This is a genomic window from Microbacterium sp. Z10_103 (assembly GCF_058310455.1).
This window is the reverse complement of the sequence record NZ_JBZEGK010000001.1, coordinates 2,892,886-2,916,900: the sequence shown is the minus strand read 5'-3', so window position 1 is coordinate 2,916,900 and position 24,015 is coordinate 2,892,886. Positions and strand designations below refer to the sequence as shown.

Below are 24,015 nucleotides of genomic sequence, written 5' to 3'. Positions count from 1 at the left end.
CATGTCTGCGACGACGTCCGCCGCCTTTCTCGCCGTCGATCTGGGTTCGTCCAGCGGGCGGGTGATGCTCGGCGTCCTCGATGGGGAACACCGGCGGATGGCGGTCAGCGAGGTCGCCCGATTCGCCAACCGTCCCGCGGCGTTCCCCGAGGGCCTCGGCTGGGACCTCGAGGCCCTCCGCGAGGGCGTCCTCGATGGACTCGCCGACGGCTGCCGGGCTGCCGCATCCCTCGGCGCCGAGATCCGGGGCATCGGCATCGATTCGTGGGGCGTGGACTACATCCGCGTGCGCCCGGACGGCACGGTCCGGCCCTTCTCCCGCCATCACCGCGACGTCGATGCGGCGTTCGCGGCGGGGGGATCCGCAGAGCGCGACGTCGCGGCGGATTACGCCGTGACCGGCGTCCTGGACCAGGCGATCAACACCGCGCATCAGCTGCGCCAGGATGCCCGCGACGGCATCGGGGCGCCGGAGGACACGATCCTCCTCGTCGCCGACGCCTTCGTCTTCTTCCTCACCGGCACGGTCGCCGCCGAGCGTTCTCTGGCCTCCACCACGGCGCTGGTCGCTCGCACCCCGGACGATTGGTCGGCCGGGCTCGCTGCGGGCCTTCCCGCCACACTGCCCCCGCTGGTGACCGCCGGGCAATCGGCGGGGCACACGACCGCCGAGGTCACGACGCGGATCGGCGCTCCCGAGCCCGTCCCGGTGTGGCACGTCACGGCGCACGATACCGCGGCGGCCTTCGCTGCCGTGGTCTCCCCGGACGACGGCGCAGACCTCACCGGTGTGGTGGCGTGCGGCAGCTGGGCGGTGGCGGGCGTCGCGCTGCCCGCACCGGTGCTCACCGAGGCGGCGCGGACACGCGGGTTCACGCAGGAGACCGGCGCGGAAGGGGCGACGCTTCTCGTTCGAAACCTCAGCGGCATGTGGCTCCTGCAGCAGGTCACGCGGGAGTGGGCGGAGCAGGATGGTGCAGGCGACGCGCCCCTCCCGCACCTGGACCGGCTGCTCGCAGACGCCGCCGATTCCGATTACGCCGGATGCTTCGATCCCGCCGACACCGCTCTGCAGGCGCCGGGCGGGCTCATCGGTCGCCTGACGGCGCGGTGCGCTGCAGATGCCGGAGCGCCCCCGTCTACGCGGGCCGACCTCGTTCGCGCCATCCTCGTGAGTCTCGCCCGCGCGTATGCGAGCACCATGACCGACATCGCCCAGGTCACCGGTCGCCCCGTGACCGCCCTGCGCCTTGTCGGAGGGGGTTCCCGCGGTGAGCTGCTGGGCTCGTTGACGGCCAGCGCCGCGGGCCTGCCGGTGACCGCGGGACCCGCGGAGGCGTCCGTGCGGGGGCTGCTGCTGCAGCTCGCTGTCGCCGCCGGAATCGTGCCCGACCTCACTGCCGCGCGCCGTATGGACGTGGACGACGGCGAGCCGTCGCCACGTCTCTTCCCCGCTACCCGCCGATCGGCCGCGACGGCCGTCGCGTCATCCGCGTTCCCGTCCCAAGGAGATTCATGACCGACCACGCCCGCGAAACCGTCGTCGACCTGTCGCGCCGGCTGGGGGATCCTGCGGCCGACGCCGCCCTGCTGGGCGAGGGCAACACCTCCGTCCGCGTGGGTGAGAGCATGCTCGTCAAGGCGAGCGGCGCTGTCCTCGGCGACGCGAAAGCGGAGGACTTCGTGCGCATGGATTTCGCCGAGGCTCTCGCCGTCATCGGCGACGACCGTGCCGGCGACGCCGAGGTCGACGCGCTGTTCACCGCCATCGCCGCCCGGGAGGGTCGGCGGCCCTCGGTCGAGGCGCTCCTGCACGTCGTCGCGTACGACGCCACCGACGCGCAGGTCGTCGCGCACAGCCACCCGACGAGCGTGAACGCGCTGCTGTGCTCGCGCTCGGCCGAGCTGCTCGTGGACGGCGCGCTCTTCCCCGACCAGATCGTGGTGCTCGGTGCCACTCCGCTCCTCGTGCCGTACATCGACCCGGGTGTGCGGCTGGCCCGCGAAGTCCGCGCGCTCCTGCGCCGGCATCGGGACGTGCACGGGGAGCCACCGAAGGCGATCTACCTCCGCAATCACGGGATGTTCGCGCTGGGTGCCACCGGCGCCGAGGTGCTCGGCATCACCGCGATGGCGCAGAAGTGCGCGCGCGTGATCCTCGGGGCAGGGGCCGTCGGGGGCGTGCACTTCATGCCGCCCGAGGAGGTCGCACGCATCGACAGCCGACCCGACGAGAAATACCGGCGAGCATTGCTCGCGGGGAAGGAGATCCGATGACGACGCTGCAGGACAAGGTGGTGCTCCTCACGGGCGCGAGCTCGGGGATCGGACTGGCCACCGCGCACGCCCTCGTGGCCGAGGGCGCTGACGTCGTCGCCATCGCGCGCTCGGAGGACAAGCTCGCCGATCTCGCGGCCGACCTCGGTGATCGCGTGACGACTCTGGTGGCGGATGTGGCCGACCCCACCACCGCGGATCGCGTCGTGGCAGCGACCCTCCAGCGGCACGGGCGCCTGGACATCGTGCTGCCGAACGCCGGCATCTACGTCGGCGGCGACCTCGTCGACGCCGCCCAGGACGACATCGCGGCGCTGGTGGCCACCAATGTCACCGGCGTGATGACGCTCGTGCGGGCGGCGCTCCCGCACCTGATCGCGCAGGGCTCCGGCGACATCCTCGTGACGAGCTCCGTGTCGGGCCATCAGGACATCGAGTGGGAGCCGGTGTACTCCGCCAGCAAGCACGCCGTGCAGTCGTTCGTCCACACCGTGCGTCGCCAGACGGCGGCCACCGGCGTGCGGATCGGAGCCATCGCGCCCGGTGTCGTGCTCAACCCGCTGTGGGGGTTCGCCCACGACTCGCCGGAGGAGGCGGAGCGCATCGCGGCCGGCACCGGCATCCGGTCCTCCGATGTGGCCGAGGCGATCGTGTTCATGCTCACCCGCCCCGCCCACGTCGTCGTCCGCGACCTCGTCCTCCTTCCGACCGGTCAGGACATCTGATGGCGTGGCCGACTGGCGGCATGGCGGCTCTCGTCTTCGCGGCGCCCGGTGTCGCGGAATGGCGACAGGTGCCGATCCCGCCGGAACGGGAGGGCGCCGTGCTCGTCCGTGTGGAGCGCGCAGGCATCTGCGGCACGGACCTGGCCCTCCTGGACGGATCGATGGGCTACGTGGAGTCGGGCCTGACCCGCTACCCGATGCGTCCGGGCCATGAGTGGTCCGGCACCGTGGTCGCCGTCACGGATGACGTGACCGACGTCCGGGTCGGTGATCGCGTGGTCGGCGAGCCCTTCCTCAGCTGCGGGCGCTGCGCGCTGTGCCGAGCCGGGCGGCGCGACCAGTGCCCGACGCGCGACGAGATGGGGGTGCGCGGCGATGCGCCGGGAGCCCTGGCGGAGTACGTCGCGGTCCCGGTCGAGAATGTCGCGGTCGTCCCCGCGGGCGTCGACCCGTCCGCCGCCGTGCTTGCCGAACCGCTGGTCACCGTGCTCCACGCCCTCTCGTCGCTGCGGCTGGAGGCGGGCGAATCACTCGGGGTCATCGGTGCAGGAACGCTCGGGATGCTGGCTGCCCAGGTCGCCCGCGCGACCGGTGCGCGCGTGACGATGTACGCGCGCGGTGACCGGGCCGAGCGCGCGCGGGACTGCGACGCCGATTTCGTCCGCACCGCCGATGCGGAAGAGGACCGCCACGACGCCGTGATCGAAGCGTCCGGCGGCGACGGATCGCTCGGTCTGGCGGTGCGACTCGCCCGTCCGGCAGGGCGCGTGGCGCTCGTGGGCGTCCCCGGTCGCCCCGAGGGCTTCGACGCGATGCCCGTCGTGGTCAAGGGCCTCCAGCTCACCGGCATCCTCGGCGGGATCCCCTTCCTCGCGCGGGCCGTGCGGCTTCTCGCCGACGGTGTGGTGCGTCCCGACACGATCATCGACGCCGTGCTGCCGGCCGACCGTGCGGCCGAGGCGCTCGAGATCCTGGCCGGCGGGCGGACGAGCCGTCCGAAGATCGTGCTCGACCTCAGCGACGTGCCGCCGGTCGCACCGGGCGCGGCGGCCGCCGCGGCGGCGCCGGACTCGGCCGGGGGCCCCGCATGAGCGTGCCGACCGTCGCGATCGACGATCTCGTGGCCCGGGTGCGCGCGCTCGCCGCCGGCACCGAGCGGATCGTGCTCGGCATCACCGGTGCCCCCGGCGCGGGCAAGAGCGTGCTCTCCGACGCCCTGCTGAGCGCCCTGGGCAGGGACGCGGTGCTCGTCGGAATGGATGCGTTCCACCTCGCCGACGCGGAGCTGGCTCGCCTGGGCCGCAGTGGCCGCAAGGGCGCGCCCGACACGTTCGACGTGGACGGCTACGTCGCCACCCTCGACCGCATCCGCGCGCGCGACCGCCCCGTCTACGTGCCGGTGTTCGATCGTGGGCTCGAGGCGGCGATTGCCGGTTCCGTCCGTGTGGATCCCGAAGTGCCGGTCGTGATCACCGAGGGCAACTACCTCCTGCTTTCCGACGGGGGATGGGAGCGGGTGCGCCCCTGTCTCGACGAGGTCTGGTTCGTCCAGCCCGACGAGGCCGAGCGGCAGCGGTGGCTGATCGCCCGTCACGAAAGCTACGGCCGCGACCCCGACGCCGCTCGCGCGTGGGCCCTCGGCACCGATCAGCGCAACGCCGAACTGGTGCAGACCACCGCGCACCGCGCCGACCGCGTCTTCGCGGTCGATTATCGAAGGGACGTCCGCGCATGACGCTGACGAACATGTCCGCGCTCCTCGAGGATCACCGCGCCGTCGGCGCCTTCAACTTCGTGCAGCTGGAACTCGCGGAGGCGATCGTCGCCGGCGCCGAGCGGGCGGGCGTGGGCGTCGTGCTGCAGCTGTCGGAGAACGCCGTGCGTTTCCACGGCGGACTCGTGCCCGCAGCATCCGCGGCGCTGCAGCTGGCGGCATCCGCCCGTGTCCCCGTGCTCGTGCACCTGGACCACGCCACCGACGAGGAGCTCGTGGATGCGGCGCTCGCCGTCGGGGTGCGCTCGGTGATGTTCGACGGCGCGCACCTGACCGACGCGGAGAACGTCACCCGCACCCGTGCGGTCGCCGAGCGCGCGCATGCCGCCGGCGCATGGGTCGAGGCCGAGCTGGGGGAGATCGGCGGCAAAGGCGGTGCGCACACGCCCGGTGTGCGTACGGATGTCGAGGATGCGGTGGCCTTCGTCTCCGCGACCGGGGTCGACGCCCTCGCGGTGGCCGTCGGCAGCAGCCATGCCATGACCGAGCGCGCCGCGACGCTGGACGAGGGGCTGATCGCCCGCCTGGCCGCGCGCCTTCCGGTACCACTGGTGCTGCATGGATCGAGCGGGGTGCCCGACGCGGGCATCGACGGCGCCATCCGGGCGGGAATGCGCAAGATCAACATCGGCACGCACCTGAACGTCGTCTTCACGGGTGCCGTCCGAGCGGCGCTCGCCGCCGACCCGTCCGTCGTCGACCCGCGCACGTACGTCCGGCCCGCGCGGGATGCGGTCGCCGGGGAAGTCGCCCGGATGCTGCGCCTCATCACGCACGGCGATCCGTCGGCGGGGGCCGAATCGTGACGGCATCCCGGGTCGTGACGCTCACCCCCGCCGGGGCCATCGACGCCACCTACGTGGTCGCCGGCTTCGAGCGGGGCGACTTGGTGCGCGCCTCCGGGTACACCCGCGAAGTCAGCGGGAAGGGCGTGAACCTCTCGGCCGCGATCGACCTCGCCGGCGTTCCCACGTCCGCCGTCGTCGTGCTCGGAGAGGATGACCTCGCCTTCGCCGGCCGGTCGCCGCAGGCCCCGCTCCTGCGTATCGTGCCCATCCCCGGGGCGACGCGCGTCAACACCGCGATCCTCGACTCCACGGGTGCCACGACCAAGGTCAACGCTCCCGCTCCGCCGTTGCCGGCCGACGCGTGGGAGCGGGCGGTCGACACCGCCGTGGCCGAAGGCCGCGCGGGCGACTGGCTGGTGCTCTGCGGAACGCTGCCCGGCCTCGCCGGTGTGGATGACGACCCCGTCGACCCCGCCTCGCTGTTCGCCCGTGCCCGGGAGCGTGGCATCCGCGTGGCCGTCGACACCAGCGGTGCGGGCCTGGCACGCCTCCTCGAGCGCACGCCCGACCTCGATCTGATCAAGCCGAACACCGCCGAGCTCGCCGAACTCACCGGCCGCGCGCTGTCGACCATCGGCGACGTCGTCGCCGCCGCACGGGAGCTCCTCGGGCGCGGCTTGCGGCTGGCGTACATCAGCATGGGCGCCGACGGTGCGCTCGCCGTCTCGCCCGACCAGGTCGTGCACGCGATCGCGAGACCCGTCCGTCTGGGCAATACCGCCGGCGCAGGGGATGCCTCGCTCGCCGGCTTTCTCGTCGGTCTCGGCGAGGGCGGGTCGGACCCACTCGCGTCGGCCGTGGCACGCGCGGCATCCTGGGGTGCGCACGCCGTCGCGCAGAACAGCACGATCCTCCCCGGGATCGATGGCGCTCCCACGCCGACGGTGACGCCGACCCCCGATCCGGCCACACCGCTGTCCGAGCCCGCGTCCTGACCCGCCGGCCGCGGATGGTGGCAACGCTCCGGACCCCACGCCCGCGGCCGCCGAGCACCTCCCGCATTGACACGGGGGCTCCGGAGAGGCACCATAGGGGGAGCGCAAGTCACCGGTGTCATGGCTGAATTTCCGGGGTTTGTCGTTTTGACTTCACCGAAAAGGAAACGCGCATGAACGCACTGACCACACCCGAGCGACGTGGCATGCAGGCGATCTCGACGCCCGACGGCCACATGTTGATCGTGGCGGCCGACCAGCGGAACGGGATGAAGGCTGCGATCCTCGATGCCCCGAACGGGTCGTCGGCGATCACGAAGGCCGAACTGGCCGAGGTCAAGGCCGACCTCGTCCGTCACCTCGCCAACCACGCGCCCGCCATCCTGCTCGATCCCGAGGTCGCCCTTCCCGCGATCGTGGACGACGGCGTGCTCGCGCGAGACACGGCGCTCGTGGTCGGGCTCGACGCATCCGGTTTCGAGGAGGTCGACGGCCTTCGCTTCACCAAGTTCGTCGACGGCGCCACGGCGGTGACCGTCCGTGATCTCGGCGGGAACGTCGCGAAGATGCTCTGGTACGTGCGCCCCGATCGACAGGATGCGGATTCCCGCGTCGCGGACGAGATCCGCGACCTCGTTGCCGCGTGCGAGGCCGAAGGGGTGCTGCTCATCGTCGAGCTGCTGACCTACCAGCTCGAGGGGGAGAGCGACGAGGAGTACGCCGCCGCGTTCCCGAGCCTGGTCGCCGACGGTGCCGCGCTGGCCGTGGCCTGCGGGGCGAAGGTGCTCAAGCTCCAGTACCCCGGCAGTGCCGAGGGGTGCGCAGCGGTCACCGCCGCCGCCCTGGGTGTGCCGTGGGCCGTGCTCTCCGCCGGAGTCGACCATGAGACCTTCATCGGCCAGGTCCGCACCGCCATGGCCGGCGGCGCTGCCGGAGCGATGGCCGGCCGCTCACTGTGGAAAGACAGCCTGTCGTACTCGGCAGAGACCCGCGAGGAGCTTCTCACCTCGCGCGCTCTGGTGCGCCTTCGCGAACTGGCCGACGTGGTCGACGGACGCTGAGCACACCCGATCACGCCGGCCCGGCGCTTCGGCGGCGGGCGGTGAGCGCGGCCCTGTGCAGGGCGCGCCGCAGGGTCGCTCGCGGGATGGCAGGATGACGGCGTGACGACCATGCGAGAAGTGGCCGCGCGTGCCGGGGTCAGCGCCAAGACCGTTTCGCGCGTCTTCAACGACGATCCCCATGTGCTTCCCGCCACGCGGGAGCGCGTGCAGGCAGTGATGCGCGAGCTGAACTACGTGCCCAACGTTCTGGCGACGACGTTCCGGGCCGGGCGCTCGTCGGTGATCGGGGTGGCCGTCCCCGACATCGTGGACCCGTTCTTCGCCGCCATCGCCCGGGCGGTGGATGCGGTGGCCCGGCAGGCCGGGATGTCCACGCTCGTCACGAGCCTCGGCGATGACCCCGCGGATGAACGGGCCACGATCGAGTCGCTCCTCGGCCGGAAGCTCTCCGGGCTCATCGTCGCGCCCGTGGCCGACGACCAGTCGTACCTCGACCGCTGGCAGGAGTCCACGCCGATCGTGTGCGTGGACCGCGCACCTCGTGGCCTCCGCACCGACACGTTCACCGCCGACGACGAGGGCGGCGCCCGCATGGCGACCGCTCACCTCGTCGAGCATGGGCACCGCCGCATCGCGTACCTCGGTGACGTGCTGGAGCGCTCGACCGAACAGGCGCGCCTGGCCGGATGGCGCTCCGCACTCCGCGATGCGGGGATCGAGGTCGACGAGGAGCTCGTCGCCGGGAGCGTCGCGACCGCCACGGACGCCGAGAGTGCCGTCGCGCGCGTGTTCGGGCTCGCCGACCCGGCCACCGCGGTCTTCTCGGCCAATGCTCGGACGACGATGGCGCTCGCCCGGGGGCAGCGCGAGCATCCTCTGCCCCTGGTGGGCTTCGGCGACTTCCCGCTCGCGGATCTGCTCCTGCCCGCCATCACGGTGATCGATCAGAACCCCGAGCGGCTGGGCCGTCTCGCCGCGGAGCGCGTCCTGTCGCGCCTCTCCGCGCCCGACGCCGAGGCGCTCCCCGCGGTCGTGGACGTCAGGCTCATCGAGCGCGACTCCTGCCTTCCCCCCGCCTGACCCGCCCTCCCTCGCGCCACTGCGCGAGAAACGACATTCCGGACGAGACAGGACGCGTCGCGCCGTTTCTCGTCCGGAACGTGGTTTCTCGGGGAGGGTGCGGGGAAGGTCAGGCGCGGAGGACGCCGTTGCGGCGGTGCGGCAGCGCGGCGAGGGCATCGTCGCGCAGCACGGGCGGCAGGAGCCGCTCCGGAGCATCCTGGAAGACCAGGGGGCGGAGGAACCGGCGGATGGCGGTGGCGCCCACCGACGTGTGGAGGGACGTGGTCGCCGGCCACGGGCCGCCGTGCTGCTGCGACCAGGTCACGGCGACTCCCGTCGGCCATCCGGCGAAGAGCACGCGGCCGGCGCGCTGCTGCAGGATCTCGAGCACGGCGTCCACGTCGTCGCCGGGCTCGCTGTGCAGCGTCGCCGTCAGCGCGCCCTCGACGGCTTCGAGGGCGCGGCGCAGGTCGTCGTCGCCGTCGTAGCGGATCAGGAGCGTCACCGGCCCGAAGCATTCCTCGAGCAGGGTGTCGGGGCGCTCGGCAACCGCCTCAGCGGTCGTCGCCAGCACGACGGGCGTGGCGATGGATGCTCCCTCCTCGGCCTGCCCGAAGAGCACCTCGACCGATGGATCCGATGACAGGTGCGCCACCCCCGCGGGGAAGGCGGCGGTGATGCGGTCGGTCAGGAGCGGGCCGCCCGAGGCGTCCGCGGCGCCGCGGGCCACCGCATCCTCGAATCCCGTGCTCCGCGGAATGAAGACCACGCCGGGCTTGGTGCAGAACTGCCCGACGCCCAGGGTGAAGGATGCGGCGAGGCCGCGGGCGAGCTCGTCGCCCCGCGCGGCGATCGCGGCGGAGGTGATGACGACCGGATTGACGCTGCCGAGCTCGCCGTAGAACGGGATGGGGTCGGGCCGTCCGGATGCGAGGTCCAACAGCGCCCGCCCGCCCGAGAGCGATCCGGTGAACCCTGCGGCGCGGATGACGGGATGCTGCACGAGCGCGTTGCCCGCCTCCCGGCCTTCCACGAGGGCGATCGAACCCTCCGGCGCGCCGGCGGCGGTGAGGGCCTGCGCGAGGATCTCGGCGGTGCGCGCCGACAGGCGGGGGTGTCCGGAGTGGGCCTTGACGATCACGGGGCAGCCGGCGGCCAGGGCCGAGGCGGTGTCGCCCCCGGCGACGGAGAACGCGAACGGGAAGTTCGACGCCGAGAACACGGCGACTGGCCCCACCGGCACGAGCATCCGGCGGAGCTCCGGACGCGGCGGCGTGGCCGAGGGGTCGGCGTCATCGACGGTCAGTTCGAGGTACGACCCCTCCTCCACCACCGACGCGAACAGGCGCAGCTGTCCCGTCGTGCGGGCCACCTCGCCGCTCAGCCGTCCGGCCCCGAGCCGCGTCTCCTCGTCGGCGATCGCGACGATCTCGTCGTGCGCGGCATCCAGCGCGTCGGCGGCGGCGCGGAGCCACGACGCGCGCTCGGATGCGGTGGACGTACGCCAGACCGGCGCTGCCGCGGCGGCGGCGGATGCGACGCGCTCGAGCTGTTCCGTGGTGGTGGTCATGAGGGGTCCTCTCCAGGGGGAAGGAAACGGAGGCCGAGGCCGACATGCTCGACCTCGGTGAACTCGCCGTCGGCGATGCGGCCGGGGCTGATGCCATCGAGCGCCCCGAGTGCACCGAAATCGGCGTCCTCGACATCCTCGACCAGCGGGTCTCCGGGAAGGGTGAGGGCCAGCTGGCCGGACAGCTCGGGAAGAAGGTGCGGATGCAGCGCCGCGCCGTGCTCCTCGGCGATGCGGGCGATGCGCAGGAACGGCGTGATGCCTCCCACCCGCACGATGTTCGGCTGCACGATGTGCGCCGCTCCGGCGTCGAGGAACTCCGCGAAACGGTAGGCGGTGTGCAGGTTCTCGCCGACCGCGATCGGCACGGGGATGCGCGCGGCCAGTTCGGCGTGACCGGGGAGGTCGTCGGCGCGCAGCGGCTCCTCGATCCAGGCGGGGTGGAAGGCGGCGAGGGCCTCCATCGCGGTGGTGGCACGGTCGAGGTCCCACCGCTGGTTCGCGTCGATCATGAGGGCGCGGCCCGGCCCGAGAAGGCCGCGCACCGCGGCCACGCGGTCGACGTCTTCGGCGAGGTCGGGTTTTCCCACTTTGACCTTGACCGCGTCGAACCCGGCGGCGATCCACCGCTCCACCTGCGCGCACAGGTCGGTGGCGGAATAGTGCAGGTTCACGCCGCTGCCGTAGGCGCGCAGCCGGTCGCGCCGTCGCCCGATCAGCGCCGACACCGACCGACCGCGCGCCCGGGACTCGGCATCCCACAGCGCGAGGTCGAGCCCCGCCAGGGCGATGGTGGTGACCCCGCCGCCGCCCGCTTCGTGGAGGTGCTCCCACATTCCCTGCCACGCGGCGCCGGGCTCGGCATCCCGCCCCGGGGCCGCTCGGGCGATGTCGTGCTGCAGCAGCGCGGTGACCGCCTCGAGACCGATCTGCGGCGTCCACGAGAAGCCCCACCCCTCGGCGCCGTCATCGCGTACGACGTGCGTCGCGACGACGCCGATGCTCGTCACATCGGTGCCCCAGGGGCGGCGGAGCGGGATGCGCATCGGGTGCGCCTCGAAGCGGACGATCGCGGTCACAGCAGTGCGCGCCCCGCTTCCAGGATCGCCCCGAGGCGCTCCTCCTGGTCGGGGGTCGGGTCGACCAGCGGCGGCCGGACGCCGCCGACGGGCAGCCCGGAAAGCCGAAGCCCCGCCTTGATGAGCGAGACGCCGAAACCGGGAGTCTCATCGCGCAGCCGCACGAGGGGGGTGTAGAAACCGTCGAGCAACGCGAGCCTCCGCGCCTCGTCGCCGTCGACGTAGGCACGGTAGTAGGCGTTGGCGATGTCGGGGGCCATCGCGAACGCGGCGGACGAGTACAGCGGGATGCCGATACCCCGGTACGCGGCCTGGGTGAGTTCGGCGGTGAGCAGGCCGTTGAAGAACGCGAAGTCGGTGCGTCCGGCGTCGGCGACGGCCCGGACGATCTGCTGTGCCACACCGATGTCGCCGGTGCCGTCCTTGAACCCGACCACCCGCGGGTCCTCCGCGAGGGCACGAACGGTGTCGGCGGTGTACTGGGCGGTCGCACGGTGGTAGACGATGACGGGGAGGTGCGCCGCATCCGCGATGGCCTGCACATACGCGACGAGACCGGCCTGGGTGCCCGCGACGAGGTACGGCGGCAGCACGAGGAGGGCGTCGGCGCCGGCCTCGGCCGCGGCCCGGGCCACCTCGAGGGCGTGGCCGAGCGGACCCCCGGCTCCGGCGACGACGGGGACGCGGCCGTCGACGGCACGGGTGGTGGTGGCGACCACCTGCGCGGCCTCGGTCGCCGACAGCGCGTGGAACTCGCCGGTGCCGCAGGCGGGGAAGACGCCGCCGGGGCCGTGCTCCAGCGTCGTGGCGACGTGCTGTGCCAGCAGGTCGGTGTCGACTCGTCCCTGCGCGTCGAACGGGGTTACGGGGAAGAAGAGGATGCCGTCGAAGTCCATGTGGCGTCGTCCTTTCGAGCGTGTCGGGGGGCATCGACGGTGGCGCCGGCCAGTTCGGTGCGCCAGTCGTGCTGGGGACGCCAGCCGAGGAGCCGGCGCGCCTTGGCGGTGGAGAAAGCCGGTGCTGTGCCGGTGAGGCCCGCGGCGAGCTCTTCCGTGCCGGGGTAGAACCGCGGCACGAGGTCGGCGAGAGGCTCGCGCGCGAGTGCGTCGTCCGCGCCGACGAAGAACACCTCGGCATTGGGGATCTCGGGGAGGGCCGACAGGAGCGTGTTCACGAAGTCCGCGGCATCCCGGGCGTCGACGTAGTTGAAGATCGCGGGCGCCGACAGCGCCGGGTCGTCCAATCGCTCGCGCACCGTGTGTCCCTGCTGGGTCGGGGCGCCGTCCCACTCCTCGGGGGCGATGACGTAGCAGGGGCGGAACGCGGCGAACCTGGTGCCGTCGCCGGTCTGACGGCGCAGCATCCGCAGTGCCTGCTCGATGAGGTGCTTCGACAGCGCGTACGCGTTCCAGGGGAGGGCGGGGAGGTCCTCATCCAGGGGCAACCGCTCGGGCGTCCAGCCGGTGGGTGCCCCGTACCCGAGGACGGTGGGGCTGGATGCGGCGACGATACGGGTGACGCCGGCGCCGACGGCCCCGCCGAGCACGGACGCTGCCAGTTGCGCGTTGGTGCGGAGGATGACGTCTTCGGGTGCGCTGAAGGGCACCGCGATGGCGGCGAGGTGGACGAGGGCGTCGGGGCGTGCGGCGGCGATGGCGGCGTGCGTGGCGTCCGCGTCGGTGAGATCGATCGCCACCTGCTCGGCGTCGGCGAATTCCGCCGCGTCCGAGCGCACGCGGTCGAAGGAGACCACCTCATGCCCGGTGGCGCCCAGGCCCGCGACGATGCTGCGCCCGAGCCGCCCGGCACCGCCGGTGACGACGACCCGGCTCATGCGCGTGCGGCCGAGAGGAGCGCGATGCCGAGGTCGGAGACCTGCACGGGCAGGCCCGTCTCGAGCGAGCGGTTTCCGGCGATGCCCACGGCGATCGACCGCATTCCGTCGCGCCAGTCCGCGGGGCGGCCGAGCGGGTCGTCGCCGGGACCGACGAACACGTCCGAGAGCAGGAGCGCGTCGCCCCCGCCGTGTCCACCCGCTCCGCTCTCGATCGGAACCTCCACGGCGTCGGTCCAATGGCGCTGCAGCAGGAGACGCTCGCCCTCCGGGCGGAGCGATCCGGAGGCGCCCGCGTCGACGGCGCTGGGGTCGAGCACGGGGTGGAGGCCTTCGTCCGCGAGCACCGCGCCGCGTTCGACGACCTCGAGCTCGACGCGACCGAGCGTGCCGTTGACCGCGACGCGGTAGCCCTCCCACGGGGCGTGCGCGTTCAGCGAGTAGCTCATCGTCGCGCCGGAGTCGTAGTCGACCACGAGCGCGAGGTTGTCTTCGATGGTGATGCCGGGACCGAACACATCACGGTCGCGGAGGTAGCCGTCGTGCTGCTCGGCATCGAGGTACAGCGCCTTGAGGCGGGGATCGTCGCGCAGGTCGAGCTCGAACCCGTCGTGCTCGCCGTCGCGGGTGCCGCGCTCGGGGCGCGGTCCGATGCCGCGCGCAGCAGCGTTGTCCGCCCCGTAGAACCGCAGACCGCCGGAGGCGAAGACGCGGCGCGGAGCGGCGCCGATCCACCAGTTGACGAGATCGAAGTGGTGGCTGGCCTTGTGGACGAGAAGTCCCCCGGAGTGCTCCTTCTCGCGGTGCCAACGGCGGAAGTAGTCCGCGCCGTGCTTGGTGTCCAGCATCCAGGAGAAGTCCACCGACGTGACCTCGCCGATGAGGCCGTCGCGGATGACCTGGCGCAGCGCGCTGTTGCGGGGGGAGTAGCGGTAGTTGAAAGTCAGGACGACGTCGCGCCCCGTGCGCTCGACGGCGTCCTCGATGCGCGCGGCGCTTGCGGCGTCGATGGTGAGCGGCTTCTCGACCACCACGTCGACGCCCGCCTCCAGCGAACGGACGATCAGTTCGGCGTGCAGGTCGTCGCGGGCGGTGATGATGACGCGGTCGATGCGTTCGGCGGTGATCATCTCCTCGAGCCGGTCGGGACTCCAGATGCTCGGCGCCGCAGCGCCGCGGCCCACGACTTCGTCGGCGTAGAACTGCGCCCGGCCGGGGTTCGGCTCGCAGATCGCGGCGAGCACCGCGCGATCGGCGTAGGTGGTGGTAATGGCGTCGATGTACATCTGTGCGCGATGCCCGGCCCCGACGACGGCGTACCGGCGATGGCTCATGTCACTCCTCAGGAAACGTTTTCTCAGCGTAGCACGCAGGCCCCCGGGGGCCTCAAGAGGGCCACGCATCTTGGTCGTGACGACCCCCTCGGCGAGCCCGCGCCCCGACATGCGCGAGCCCGCGCCCTGGCGTGCGCGAGCATGTGGTCACGGCGGGGCGGCGCCCGTGTGCCGGCCCGACTCTCCGCCATGGCTCGCGCGTAACTCAGGCCGGATGGTAGGGCGCGCGGAAGGATTCGCGTGATGACGCGGGACCCGTGCGGCTCGCCCATGTTTGGGCCTGAGTTGGGAACGCGGCCGGGATGTGAAGCGGGCCGGCCGGCGGCAAGCGCGGCGGGCGGGCGGCACAGACGCGAGCGGCAGGGCCCGAAGATGCGCCCGCCTCAGGCCGGCGCGGGGCCGGTCGAACCCCGCACGACCAGATCCGCCTGCAGCACCCGGCGCTCGGGGGCGGATGCTCCGCCGAGCAGCGCGCTCATCGCCTCCCACGCGCCGGCGCCCAGGTCGGCGGCGGGAACGGCTGCCGTCGTCAGGGGTGGCGTGGTGAACCGCGCGAAAGGGATGTCGTCGAAGCCGGTGACCGAGATGTCTTCCGGCACCCGGACACCGCGCTCCGACAGCGCGCTGAGGAGCCCCATCGCCACGAGGTCGTTGAACCCGACGGCGGCGCTCGCACCGCTGGCGAGCACGGCGTCGGCCGCGTCAAAGCCTGCGTCGAAGTCGACGCCCGTCTGGCGGATGGCGATGTGGGTATCGGGATGCGCCGTCGTGAACTCCTCGATAGCCGCCACACGAGCGGCGTTGGACGCGCTCACGACGATGCCGGAGAGGAACAGCATCCGGCGGTGCCCCTGCCTGTACAGCTCGTCGAGGATCGCGCGGAGGGCCGCCCGGTAGTCGGCAGCGATCGTGGGCACACCGTCGTACGCCTCGCGGTTGACCAGTACGACCGGTGCGTTCTCCGCCACCAGCTCGGCCAGTTCGGGCGCCGGGGTGCGCGGCGCCACGAGGATGAGGCCATCGGTGCGGCGGCGCGTCTCCACGGCCAGCACACGCTCCTCGCTGACCTGTTCGGCCGTATCCGCGATGAGGATGTGGTGACCGTCGGCGGCCGCGGCCCGGCTGAGGCCGCGCAGCACCGCCTGGAACGTGGGGTTGGCGAGATCGGGCACGATGACCGACACCGTCTGCGTCTTTCCGAGAACGAGGCTCCGCGCCAGGGGACTCGCGCGGTAGTTCAGGTCCGCGGCGGCCGCACGCACGCGTTCGCTCATCGCGGCATCCACCTGGGTGTTGCCGTTCATGACCCGCGAAACGGTCGCGAGCGAGACGCCCGCCTGACGTGCGACGTCGGCGATCGTGGCTGACTTGACGGGTGAGCGGACCATCCCGCCTCCGATCTGTGCTTGCTGGGCTGGACCCATTATGTCCAGGGGCGACCGGGGTTCTGCCAGACTGACCGGCACAATGGTGCCGAACGTGAGAAAACGCTTCACGAGTGGATGGACGGCGACGGAGGGAGTGCGGTGACCGGATCGGCCGAGGATCGCGCGCAAAAGCGGGAGCGGATGCAGCGGATGCTGCGCGAGCGGGACGCGGATGCGGTGGTGCTGACCTCGCACGAGGCGCTTTCCTGGTACCTCGAGGGCGCGCGCACCCACGTGTCGCTCGCCGGCCCGCCCGTACTCGCCGTCCGAGCGGGCCGTCACGGCGATGAGCTGTACGTCGCCGCGAACGAGGCCGACCGCCTCGCCGCCGAGGAGCTGCTGCCCGAGGACGCAGCCCGCATCAAGCGCGTGCCCTGGGACGAACCCGTCGCGGAGGCCGTGGAGGGCGCGCGGGAGTCGGCCTTCGCGGCCCAGTTGCGCAGCATCCGGGCGAGCCTCCTGCCCGCCGAACTGCAGCGGTATCGCGAGCTCGGTTCGGCGACGGCCGGCGTTCTCACGACCGTGCTGTCACGCGCCGACCCGGCTCAGAGTGAGCAGGCGCTGGCGGCGGATGCGGCGGGCATGCTGCGCGGGGAGGGCATCGACCCGCTCGTGGTGCTCGTCGCCGGGGTGGAGCGTCTGGGATTCCGACACCCGCTTCCGACAGCGGGGCGCCTCGGTGACCGCGCCATGCTCGTCGTATGCGGAAAACGGCATGGACTGATTGCGAACGCGACTCGTTGGATAGCGACGGAGGATGAGGCGGCTGCGGCCGACGAAGGTGACCGCCGCATCCGGGACGTGGAGGCGGCATTCTTCGCCGCCACCGTCCCCGGTGCGGCGCTCGATGAGGTCTTCGCACGTGGAACGGCGGGGTATGCCGCGGCGGGCTTCGCGGCCGATGAGTGGCGCAACCACCATCAGGGTGGTCCGACGGGATACGCCGGTCGCGACCCGCGGGCCACTCCGCGCACGCGGGACCGCGTGCAGGAGACCCATGCCTTCGCCTGGAACCCCTCGGCGCCGGGCGCCAAGATCGAAGACACCGTGGTGGTGAGCACCGGCGGCATCGAGGTGCTTACGCGCGACGAGGGGTGGCCGACCGTGGATGTTGCCGGCCTGCCGAGACCCCGCAGCGGAGTGTTCGGACGTCAGCCGATCCCTGGTCGCTGACCCCCGGTCCCCCCGTCTCGCTCCGTCCCTTCCGTATCCCGGCCGCGCCCTGCCCGTCGGAGTCGCCCGTCCAGGGTCGCGGTTCCGCGTCCGTGCGCTCAGAGTCCGGGTTCGGGGGCGGCCCGCTCCGTGTCGGGGTTCGGGGCGGCCCGCTGAGCGTCGCGGCCGGTGGCACAACGGCTGGGTGGTCAGCATCCGTGTCCCAGGATCGGGCGGCGCTCGGCCGCGAAATCGAGGAGATCTCGCGGATCGAGGACGCCTATGGCCGTTCCGATCCTCGATTCGCGGGATCCCCTCGGAATCCGGTGCGCTGCGAGACTCGCCGGCGCCGCGGACCTCCGGGACCTCCGGGGCCTCCAGAGCCGAAGCCGGCGGTGTCGGCCCCGCGCGCGAAGATCAGCGCGGGTCGTACCGGCGGAGGCGGAACGCGCCGGCGACCGCCGCGCGCAACGTTTCGAGCGGAGCATCCGAGCCGAACCAGCCATGCGCGCGTGCCTGGACCAGGACGTTGCCGAGGGCGGTCGCCTCGACCGGGCCGGCGAGCACCGGAACGCCGGCGCGATCAGCCGTGGCCTGGCAGAGGAGCTCGTTGAGCGACCCGCCGCCGACCATGTGGATGACGTCGACCTCCCGGTCGGCCAGACGAGCGGCCGTCCGCACGGCGTCGGCGAAGGCCGCCGCGATGCTCTCGACGATCACGCGGGCGAACGCCGCGCGCCCCTCGGGCACCCGGCCGCCAGCCATACGCAGCACCGATCCGATGCGGCTCGGCATCTCGCCCGGAGCTGACAGCGACGGGTCGTTGGCGTCGAACAGCGTGGGCGGAGCACCCTCCCGTGCCGCCGCAGCGAGGAGCGCCGGCAGGTCGATGGATGCCCCGTCCTCCTGTTCCCACGCCCGCACGGTCTCGCTCAGCAGCCACAGCCCCGTCACGTTGTGCAGGAACCGCACGCGGTCGTCGACGCCGCCTTCGTTGGTGAAGTTCGCCTCGCGGGCGGCCTCCGTCACGATAGGGGCGTCGAGTTCCAGCCCCACGAGCCCCCACGTGCCGCAGGAGATGTACGCGGCGTTCGGCATCGACAGGGGGACTGCCACCACGGCGGAGGCGGTGTCGTGCGATCCGACGGCGATCACGTCGAGCGGCGCGCCGATCCGTTCCGCGAGCGCGGGAGTGAGCGAATCCACGACCGCGCCGGGGTCGATCAGGGGCGGGAGCAGGGCAGCGGGGATGCTGAGGCGCTGCGCGAGGGCGAAGTCCCACTCGCGCGTGCGCACGTCCAGAAGGCCGGTCGTGGAGGCGTTCGTCCGCTCGGCCACGGCCCGCCCCGTCAGCAGGTAGGCAAAGAGGTCCGGAATGAGAAGGCTCGTCTCCGCCTCGGACAGGCGCGCCTCGACCGCGTACTGGTAGAGCGTGTTGAAGGGCAGGTGCTGCAGGCCGTTCCGGCGGTACAGGTCCGCGAACGGCACCCGGGCATGCACCGCCGCCACGCCGGCCGCTGTGCGTCCGTCGCGATAGTGGAACGGCTCGGCCAGGAGCTGCGTGCCGCGCAGCAATCCGTAGTCCACCGCCCACGAGTCGATGCCGACGCTGGCCACGCCCGGCTCGGTGCGCACGGCATCCGCCAGCCCAGCCACGACATGACCGAAGAGAGAGTCGAAGTCCCAGTGCCACCCGTCCGGGCGCTCGACGGGTCCGTTCGGGAAGCGCGCGACCGCCTCGAGGGTGAGGACTCCCGGGCCGACCCGGCCGATCATGACGCGCCCGCTGGTGGCTCCGAGGTCCACCGCGGCGACGGCGCCTGTCACGTGGCGACTCCGCGCCGGTCGCTGAGCGTGTCGAGGGGTCCGGTGCCGGTCGCGGGCCCTTCGACACGCTCGGGGACCGCTCCTGCCGCACGGACCGCGGCTGCCGCAGCGGCGGCCCGGCCCGCCGAATGCACGACGTCGCGCCGAGTGCACGGCATGCTGGCGTCGGCACGTCGTGCGTTCGGCGGCAAGCCGTACACCCGAGGCCGATCGCTCATCGCAGGAACGCGGCGGCGACGCCGGAGTCGACCGGCACGTGCAGTCCCGTCGTGCGGGACAGCTCGGGTCCCGTCAGCACGTACACGGCGTCGGCGACGTTCTCGGGCACGACCTCGCGCTTGAGGATGGTGCGGTTCGCGTAGTACTGCCCGAGGTCTTCTTCCTTCACGCCGTACGTCGCGGCGCGGTTGGCGCCCCAGCCGGAGGCGAAGATGCCCGAACCGCGCACGACACCGTCGGGATTGATGCCGTTCACCCGCACGCCGTACTCACCGAGCTCGACCGCCAGCAGCCGCACCTGGTGCGCCTGGTCGGCCTTGGTCGCGGAGTACGCGATGTTGTTCGGACCGGCGAAGACGGAGTTCTTCGAAGAGATGTAGATGATGTCGCCGCCCATGCTCTGCGCGATGAGCGCGCGAGCCGCGGCCTTCGACACGAAGAACGAGCCCTTCGCCATGACGTCGTGCTGCAGATCCCAGTCGTTCTCGGTGGTCTCCAGGAGCGGCTTCGACAGGGAGAGTCCCGCGTTGTTGACGACGAGGTCGATGCCGCCGAACGCCAGCAGAGTCGCGTCGATCGCTGCCTGCACGGCATCGGCGTCTGCGACGTTCGCGGCGATGCCGATCGCGACATCCGTGTTCCCGAGCTCGGCCGCCGCGGCCTGTGCCTTCTCGAGGTCCAGGTCGGCGACCACGACGCACGCGCCTTCGGCCGCCAGGCGGGTGGCGATGGCCTTGCCGATTCCGGATGCGGCGCCGGTGACGAACGCGACGCGGCCCTGGTGCGACTTCGGTTTCGGCATCCGCTGCAGTTTCGCCTCCTCCAGCGCCCAGTACTCGATGCGGAACTTCTCCGCGTCCGAGATCGGCGTGTAGGTCGACAGCGCCTCGGCGCCGCGCATCACGTGGATGGCGTTGACGTAGAACTCTCCCGCCACCCGGGCGGTCTGCTTGTTCGCGCCGTACGAGAACATCCCGACACCGGGGATCAGGACGATGAGCGGGTCGGCTCCGCGCATGGCGGGGGAGTCCGCATCCGCGTGCGCGTCGTAGTACGCCTGGTAGTCGGCGCGATACTGCTCGCGCAGTTCCTTCAGGCGGGCGATGGATTCCTCGACGGTCGCCGCGGCGGGCAGGTCGAGCAGCATCGGCTTGACCTTGGTGCGCAGGAAATGGTCGGGGCAGCTCGTGCCGAGGGCGGCCAGCGCCGGGGCCTTCTCCGCGGCGAGGAACTCCAGCACGTCCGCCGAATCGGTGAAGTGCCCGACCATCGGCTTGTCGGTCGACGCGAGCCCACGGATGGTGGGGGCGAGGGCCGCGGCCTTTGCCCGCCGCTCGGTCTCGGGCAGCGCCTCGAAGCCGGCGCGCACCCCGCCGAAGGGATCGGGCCGGCCGTGCTCGGCGATGTAGGCCTCCGCGGTGCGGATGATCCACAGCGAATTCGCCTCCGCCTCATCCGACGTGTCACCCCACGCCGTGATGCCGTGACCGCCCAGGATGCACCCGATCGCCTGCGGGTTCTGCGCCTTGATGGCGGCGATGTCCAGGCCGAGCTGGAAGCCGGGCCGACGCCACGGCACCCACACGACCTTCTCACCGAAGATCTGCGTCGTGCGCGCCTCGCCGTCGGCGGCGGTGGCGATCGCGATGCCGGAATCGGGATGCAGATGGTCGACGTGCGCAGCATCCACCAGGCCGTGCATCGCGGTGTCGATGGAGGGGGCGGCGCCGCCCTTGCCGTGCAGGCAGTAGTCGAACGCCGCGACCATCTCGTCCTCGCGCTCGATGCCCGGGTAGACGTCGACGAGCGCGCGCATGCGGTCCAGCCGCAGCACCGCGAGGCCCTTCTCGGTGAGCGTCCCGAGGTCTCCGCCGGAGCCCTTCACCCACAGCAGTTCCACCGGCTCGCCCGTGACGGGGTCGGTCTCGGTGCCTTTCGCGGAGGTGTTACCGCCGGCGTAGTTCGTGTTCTTGGGGTCGGCGCCCAGGCGGTTGCTCCGCGCGATCAGCTCGGCGGCGGTGGGGTTCGTCATTCGGGGATCCTTCGAGTCAGGAGGCGGGCAGAGAGGCGGGTTCGGCGGGGAGGTCCGTTCCCGCGCGGAGGTGCGACTTCGGGCGGGCAAGACCCGCCGCGTGAGCGGACCTCACGCCCCCCAGCCTGCCTGGGTTCCGCCGACGCGCTCCGCTTCGATGCGTTCCTGGTATCCGGATGCGGCGTAGGCGGCCATCGGATCGGCAGGCAGCCCGCGCGACTCGCGCCACTCGGCCAGGGCCGGACGCACGTCGGTATAGAAGGCATCCATCACCACCGCGTTGGCGGCCAGGACGTCGTTGGCATCCTGCGCGGCGCTGAGCGCGTCGCGGTCCAGCAGCAGCGCTCGCGCAGTCATCTCCTGCACGTTCAGTACCGAGCGGATCTGGCCGGGGATCTTCTTCTCGATGTTGTGGCACTGATCGAGCATGAACGCCACGTCCGGATTGTTGAGGCCTCCGCCGCGGACGACCTCGACCAGGATGCGGAAGAGCTGGAAGGGGTCGGCGGCACCGACGATCAGGTCGTCATCGGCATAGAAACGCGAGTTGAAGTCGAACGACCCCAGCTTTCCCAGACGCAGCAGCTGCATCACGATGAACTCGATGTTGGTGCCGGGGGCGTGGTGTCCCGTGTCGAGGCACACGACAGCCCGCTCGCCGAGGGCGGCGACCTGCACGTAGGACGTCCCCCAGTCGGGAACATCGGTGTGGTAGAACGACGGCTCGAAGAACTTGTACTCGAGTACGAGGCGCTGGTCGCCCGAGAGGCGCGCGTAGATCTCGCTGAGGGACTCGGAAAGGCGATCCTGTCTGGCCCGCATATCGTTCTGGCCGGGGTAGTTCGACCCCTCCGCCAGCCAGATCTTCAGGTCGCGCGAGCCGGTCTCGCCCATGATGTCGATGCACTCGAGGTGGTGATCGATGGCCTTCCGGCGGATCGTGTCGTCGGCGTGGGTGAGCGCGCCGAACTTGTAGTCGTCGTCCTGGAAGGTGTTGGAGTTGATCGTGCCGAGCGTCACACCCAGGTCTTCGGCGTGCCGGCGGAGGGCGGCGTAGTCCTCGACCTTGTCCCACGGAATGTGCAGCGCGACGCTCGGGGCGAGGGCCGTGAAGCGGTTCACCTCTGCGGCGTCGGCGATCTTCTCGAACGGGTCGCGCGGGGTCCCGGGGGTCGTGAACACCTTGAAGCGCGTGCCGGAATTGCCGAAAGCCCAGGACGGCAGCTCGATCTTCTGGGCTTCGAGAGTGGAGAAGATCTCGGGGGAGAGAGAGTTCATGCGTGGTCGCTTTCGGTGGAGGTGGATGCAGTGACTGCGGGAGGCGCGGATGCCGGGGGCGCCGCATCCGCGAGCTGGTCTTCGAGGTGGAACACCTCGGCCAGCGGCGTGGCCGCCTGGTCGGGCCGACCGTCGAGCCCCACGAAGAAGGGGGCCATGTCCTCTTCCCAGCGGGCGGCGACCGCGGATGCTGCCAGGTACGCCTGCGCGGCCGCGTCGTCGTCCGTTTCGTAGTAGCCGATGAGGCGGCCACCCTCGCCGAGGAAGAGCGAGTAGTTGCGCCGTCCGGCAGCCGCGATCTCGGCGAGCATTTCGGGCCACACGGGCGCGTGGCGCGCGAGGTACTCGTCCAGTTTCTCCGGCCGCACCTGCAGCGTGAAGCACACACGGGCCGGACGAGCGGGAGAGGACATGGGCGGGTCTCTTCGGTGAGGGGCGGGCGTCTTTGCGCGGGTGAATCGTTTCATACCAGAGTAGACGGGTGGCTTCGCTCCGTCAATCAGGCCATCCTCGGCGGAGAGCGGCTGCGGTACAGTCAAGCCACCCCGAGCCCGAAAGGTCCGCGCCCGCATGACCGCCACCATCCGAGACGTCGCCGCGCGCGCGGGCGTCTCGGTCGGCACGGTCTCCAACGTGCTGAACGCCCGGACGCAGGTGGCCCCCGACGCCGTCGAGCGCGTGCGAGCGGCGATCGCCGAGCTCGGGTACGTCCGCAACGATGCTGCGCGGCAACTCCGGGCCGGCCGCAGCCGGGGCATCGGCCTCGTGGTGCCCGATGTCGGGAACCCGTTCTTCGCGGCCGTCGCACGCGGTGCCGAGAGCCGCGCCGCCGAGGACGGGCTCGTGGTGCTGCTCGGGAGCAGCGAGCAATCCGCGGGGCGTGAGGCCTCCTACCTCGACCTTTTCCGCGAGCAGCGCGTGAACGGGGTGCTCGTCTCGCCCGTATCCGAGGATCTCTCCGCGCTGGCGCGGCTGACCGCATCCGGAATTCCCGTCACCCTCGTCGACCGGGAGGCGCCGGGATCGGGGCTCGCGTCGGTGGCGGTCGACGACGAGGAGGGCGGGTACCTCGCCGCGGCGCACCTGCTCTCCCTCGGCCGTCGGCGGCTGGTGTACCTCGGCGGACCATCGGACACGCGCCAGGTCGCCGACCGGCTCGCCGGCGCCCGGCGCGCGGTGGCCGCGGTCGGAGGCGCCGTGCTCGAGGTGGTCGAGTGCGCGGGGATGACCGTCCTCCACGGACGTACCGCGGGGGAGCAGCTGCGTGAGCGGGCTGCGACCGACCGCCCCGACGCGGTCTTCGCCGCCAACGACCTGCTCGCCATGGGTGTGCTTCAGGCCCTGTCCATGCTGGCTCAGGTGCGGGTTCCGGATGACATCGCGCTCGTCGGCTACGACGACATCGACTTCGCGGCGGCCGCGGTGGTGCCGCTCACCTCGGTGCGCCAGCCTGCGGAACTGATCGGATGGACGGCGGTCGACCTCGCCCTGCGGCAAGCCGCCGGGGTGCTGGCGCCGGCCGAGTCGACCGTGCGCTTCCGCCCCGAGCTCGTCGTGCGAGCCTCCACCTCCGGCTGA

At 72.0% G+C, this 24,015-nt stretch carries 21 protein-coding genes; 11 read left to right on the top strand and 10 right to left on the bottom strand.

Annotated features, from left to right (window positions below; genetic code table 11):
* Position 1 precedes the first annotated feature (1 nt).
* From AC4FS2_RS14140 to AC4FS2_RS14100, 9 genes are all read left to right on the top strand, one after another.
* Positions 2-1,519, top strand: a complete 1,518-nt coding sequence (locus AC4FS2_RS14140) for a rhamnulokinase (RefSeq protein ID WP_491155950.1) — start codon at positions 2-4, stop codon at positions 1,517-1,519.
* Positions 1,516-2,277: a class II aldolase/adducin family protein gene (locus AC4FS2_RS14135; RefSeq protein ID WP_491155952.1), complete on the top strand. Its 762-nt coding sequence runs from the start codon at positions 1,516-1,518 to the stop codon at positions 2,275-2,277. The genes AC4FS2_RS14140 and AC4FS2_RS14135 overlap by 4 nt, the downstream gene beginning before the upstream one ends.
* Entirely contained in the window at positions 2,274-3,002 is a 729-nt protein-coding gene (locus tag AC4FS2_RS14130) for an SDR family oxidoreductase (protein WP_491155954.1), read from the top strand. The genes AC4FS2_RS14135 and AC4FS2_RS14130 overlap by 4 nt, the downstream gene beginning before the upstream one ends.
* The gene (locus AC4FS2_RS14125) at positions 3,002-4,093 is read left to right on the top strand and encodes a zinc-dependent alcohol dehydrogenase (RefSeq protein ID WP_491155956.1); all 1,092 of its coding nucleotides are present in this window, start codon (positions 3,002-3,004) and stop codon (positions 4,091-4,093) included. The genes AC4FS2_RS14130 and AC4FS2_RS14125 overlap by 1 nt, the downstream gene beginning before the upstream one ends.
* Positions 4,090-4,737, top strand: a complete 648-nt coding sequence (locus AC4FS2_RS14120; protein ID WP_491155957.1) for a nucleoside/nucleotide kinase family protein — start codon at positions 4,090-4,092, stop codon at positions 4,735-4,737. Before AC4FS2_RS14125 ends, AC4FS2_RS14120 begins: the two co-directional genes overlap by 4 nt.
* A complete protein-coding gene (locus tag AC4FS2_RS14115) occupies positions 4,734-5,582 on the top strand; it encodes a class II fructose-bisphosphate aldolase (protein ID WP_491155959.1) in 849 nt (282 codons plus the stop codon). The genes AC4FS2_RS14120 and AC4FS2_RS14115 overlap by 4 nt, the downstream gene beginning before the upstream one ends.
* Complete coding sequence (locus AC4FS2_RS14110) at positions 5,579-6,559, top strand: 1-phosphofructokinase family hexose kinase (protein WP_491155961.1); 981 nt, start codon at positions 5,579-5,581, stop codon at positions 6,557-6,559. Before AC4FS2_RS14115 ends, AC4FS2_RS14110 begins: the two co-directional genes overlap by 4 nt.
* 173 nt (positions 6,560-6,732) lie before the next feature.
* A complete protein-coding gene (locus AC4FS2_RS14105) occupies positions 6,733-7,620 on the top strand; it encodes a hypothetical protein (protein ID WP_491155963.1) in 888 nt (295 codons plus the stop codon).
* A 111-nt stretch (positions 7,621-7,731) separates the two neighbouring features.
* Complete coding sequence (locus AC4FS2_RS14100) at positions 7,732-8,703, top strand: LacI family DNA-binding transcriptional regulator (protein WP_491156771.1); 972 nt, start codon at positions 7,732-7,734, stop codon at positions 8,701-8,703.
* 109 nt (positions 8,704-8,812) lie between these two features.
* On the opposite strand, the gene AC4FS2_RS14095 is transcribed toward AC4FS2_RS14100, so the two are convergent.
* From AC4FS2_RS14095 to AC4FS2_RS14070, 6 genes are all read right to left on the bottom strand, one after another.
* Positions 8,813-10,255 (bottom strand): aldehyde dehydrogenase (NADP(+)), encoded by a 1,443-nt coding sequence (locus AC4FS2_RS14095; protein ID WP_491155965.1) that lies wholly within the window; start codon positions 10,253-10,255, stop codon positions 8,813-8,815.
* Positions 10,252-11,334, bottom strand: a complete 1,083-nt coding sequence (locus AC4FS2_RS14090; RefSeq protein ID WP_491155967.1) for a mandelate racemase/muconate lactonizing enzyme family protein — start codon at positions 11,332-11,334, stop codon at positions 10,252-10,254. The genes AC4FS2_RS14095 and AC4FS2_RS14090 overlap by 4 nt, the downstream gene beginning before the upstream one ends.
* Positions 11,331-12,230, bottom strand: coding sequence for a 5-dehydro-4-deoxyglucarate dehydratase (locus AC4FS2_RS14085; protein WP_491155968.1), 900 nt, complete (start codon positions 12,228-12,230; stop codon positions 11,331-11,333). Before AC4FS2_RS14085 ends, AC4FS2_RS14090 begins: the two co-directional genes overlap by 4 nt.
* Positions 12,197-13,168 (bottom strand): NAD-dependent epimerase/dehydratase family protein, encoded by a 972-nt coding sequence (locus AC4FS2_RS14080; RefSeq protein WP_491155969.1) that lies wholly within the window; start codon positions 13,166-13,168, stop codon positions 12,197-12,199. Before AC4FS2_RS14080 ends, AC4FS2_RS14085 begins: the two co-directional genes overlap by 34 nt.
* Positions 13,165-14,502, bottom strand: coding sequence for a Gfo/Idh/MocA family protein (locus AC4FS2_RS14075; RefSeq protein WP_491155971.1), 1,338 nt, complete (start codon positions 14,500-14,502; stop codon positions 13,165-13,167). Before AC4FS2_RS14075 ends, AC4FS2_RS14080 begins: the two co-directional genes overlap by 4 nt.
* Before the next feature lie 383 nt (positions 14,503-14,885).
* Entirely contained in the window at positions 14,886-15,890 is a 1,005-nt protein-coding gene (locus AC4FS2_RS14070; RefSeq protein ID WP_491155973.1) for a LacI family DNA-binding transcriptional regulator, read from the bottom strand.
* Between the two features lie 138 nt (positions 15,891-16,028).
* Here AC4FS2_RS14070 and AC4FS2_RS14065 point away from each other — a divergent pair, with 138 nt between their 5' ends.
* Positions 16,029-17,102, top strand: coding sequence for a M24 family metallopeptidase (locus AC4FS2_RS14065; protein WP_491155975.1), 1,074 nt, complete (start codon positions 16,029-16,031; stop codon positions 17,100-17,102).
* Positions 17,103-17,498: 396 nt separating this feature from the next.
* Here the strand turns inward: AC4FS2_RS14065 and AC4FS2_RS14060 are convergent, their stop codons facing one another.
* The 4 genes from AC4FS2_RS14060 to AC4FS2_RS14045 all read right to left on the bottom strand — a co-directional run bounded on the left by AC4FS2_RS14060 (position 17,499) and on the right by AC4FS2_RS14045 (position 22,850).
* Positions 17,499-18,908, bottom strand: coding sequence for a rhamnulokinase (locus AC4FS2_RS14060; RefSeq protein ID WP_491155978.1), 1,410 nt, complete (start codon positions 18,906-18,908; stop codon positions 17,499-17,501).
* Positions 18,909-19,122: 214 nt separating this feature from the next.
* Positions 19,123-21,159, bottom strand: a complete 2,037-nt coding sequence (locus AC4FS2_RS14055) for a bifunctional aldolase/short-chain dehydrogenase (RefSeq protein WP_491155981.1) — start codon at positions 21,157-21,159, stop codon at positions 19,123-19,125.
* A 111-nt stretch (positions 21,160-21,270) separates the two neighbouring features.
* Positions 21,271-22,437 (bottom strand): L-rhamnose isomerase, encoded by a 1,167-nt coding sequence (gene rhaI, locus AC4FS2_RS14050; protein WP_491155983.1) that lies wholly within the window; start codon positions 22,435-22,437, stop codon positions 21,271-21,273.
* Entirely contained in the window at positions 22,434-22,850 is a 417-nt protein-coding gene (locus tag AC4FS2_RS14045) for an L-rhamnose mutarotase (RefSeq protein WP_491155984.1), read from the bottom strand. Before AC4FS2_RS14045 ends, rhaI begins: the two co-directional genes overlap by 4 nt.
* A gap of 157 nt (positions 22,851-23,007) precedes the next feature.
* Between AC4FS2_RS14045 and AC4FS2_RS14040 the strand changes: the two genes are divergently transcribed.
* The gene (locus tag AC4FS2_RS14040) at positions 23,008-24,015 is read left to right on the top strand and encodes a LacI family DNA-binding transcriptional regulator (protein ID WP_491155986.1); all 1,008 of its coding nucleotides are present in this window, start codon (positions 23,008-23,010) and stop codon (positions 24,013-24,015) included.

Bases quoted from the DNA above. Each gene is read 5' to 3' on its own strand.
- AC4FS2_RS14040 (WP_491155986.1), top strand. From the start codon at position 23,008: ATGACCGCCACCATCCGAGACGTCGCCGCGCGCGCGGGCGTCTCGGTC.
- AC4FS2_RS14140 (WP_491155950.1), top strand. From the start codon at position 2: ATGTCTGCGACGACGTCCGCCGCCTTTCTCGCCGTCGATCTGGGTTCG.
- AC4FS2_RS14105 (WP_491155963.1), top strand. From the start codon at position 6,733: ATGAACGCACTGACCACACCCGAGCGACGTGGCATGCAGGCGATCTCG.
- AC4FS2_RS14125 (WP_491155956.1), top strand. From the start codon at position 3,002: ATGGCGTGGCCGACTGGCGGCATGGCGGCTCTCGTCTTCGCGGCGCCC.
- AC4FS2_RS14080 (WP_491155969.1), bottom strand. From the start codon at position 13,168: ATGAGCCGGGTCGTCGTCACCGGCGGTGCCGGGCGGCTCGGGCGCAGC.
- AC4FS2_RS14100 (WP_491156771.1), top strand. From the start codon at position 7,732: ATGCGAGAAGTGGCCGCGCGTGCCGGGGTCAGCGCCAAGACCGTTTCG.
- AC4FS2_RS14095 (WP_491155965.1), bottom strand. From the start codon at position 10,255: ATGACCACCACCACGGAACAGCTCGAGCGCGTCGCATCCGCCGCCGCC.
- AC4FS2_RS14045 (WP_491155984.1), bottom strand. From the start codon at position 22,850: ATGTCCTCTCCCGCTCGTCCGGCCCGTGTGTGCTTCACGCTGCAGGTG.
- rhaI (WP_491155983.1), bottom strand. From the start codon at position 22,437: ATGAACTCTCTCTCCCCCGAGATCTTCTCCACTCTCGAAGCCCAGAAG.
- AC4FS2_RS14135 (WP_491155952.1), top strand. From the start codon at position 1,516: ATGACCGACCACGCCCGCGAAACCGTCGTCGACCTGTCGCGCCGGCTG.
- AC4FS2_RS14085 (WP_491155968.1), bottom strand. From the start codon at position 12,230: ATGGACTTCGACGGCATCCTCTTCTTCCCCGTAACCCCGTTCGACGCG.
- AC4FS2_RS14075 (WP_491155971.1), bottom strand. From the start codon at position 14,502: ATGAGCCATCGCCGGTACGCCGTCGTCGGGGCCGGGCATCGCGCACAG.
- AC4FS2_RS14130 (WP_491155954.1), top strand. From the start codon at position 2,274: ATGACGACGCTGCAGGACAAGGTGGTGCTCCTCACGGGCGCGAGCTCG.
- AC4FS2_RS14055 (WP_491155981.1), bottom strand. From the start codon at position 21,159: ATGACGAACCCCACCGCCGCCGAGCTGATCGCGCGGAGCAACCGCCTG.
- AC4FS2_RS14115 (WP_491155959.1), top strand. From the start codon at position 4,734: ATGACGCTGACGAACATGTCCGCGCTCCTCGAGGATCACCGCGCCGTC.
- AC4FS2_RS14070 (WP_491155973.1), bottom strand. From the start codon at position 15,890: ATGGTCCGCTCACCCGTCAAGTCAGCCACGATCGCCGACGTCGCACGT.
- AC4FS2_RS14120 (WP_491155957.1), top strand. From the start codon at position 4,090: ATGAGCGTGCCGACCGTCGCGATCGACGATCTCGTGGCCCGGGTGCGC.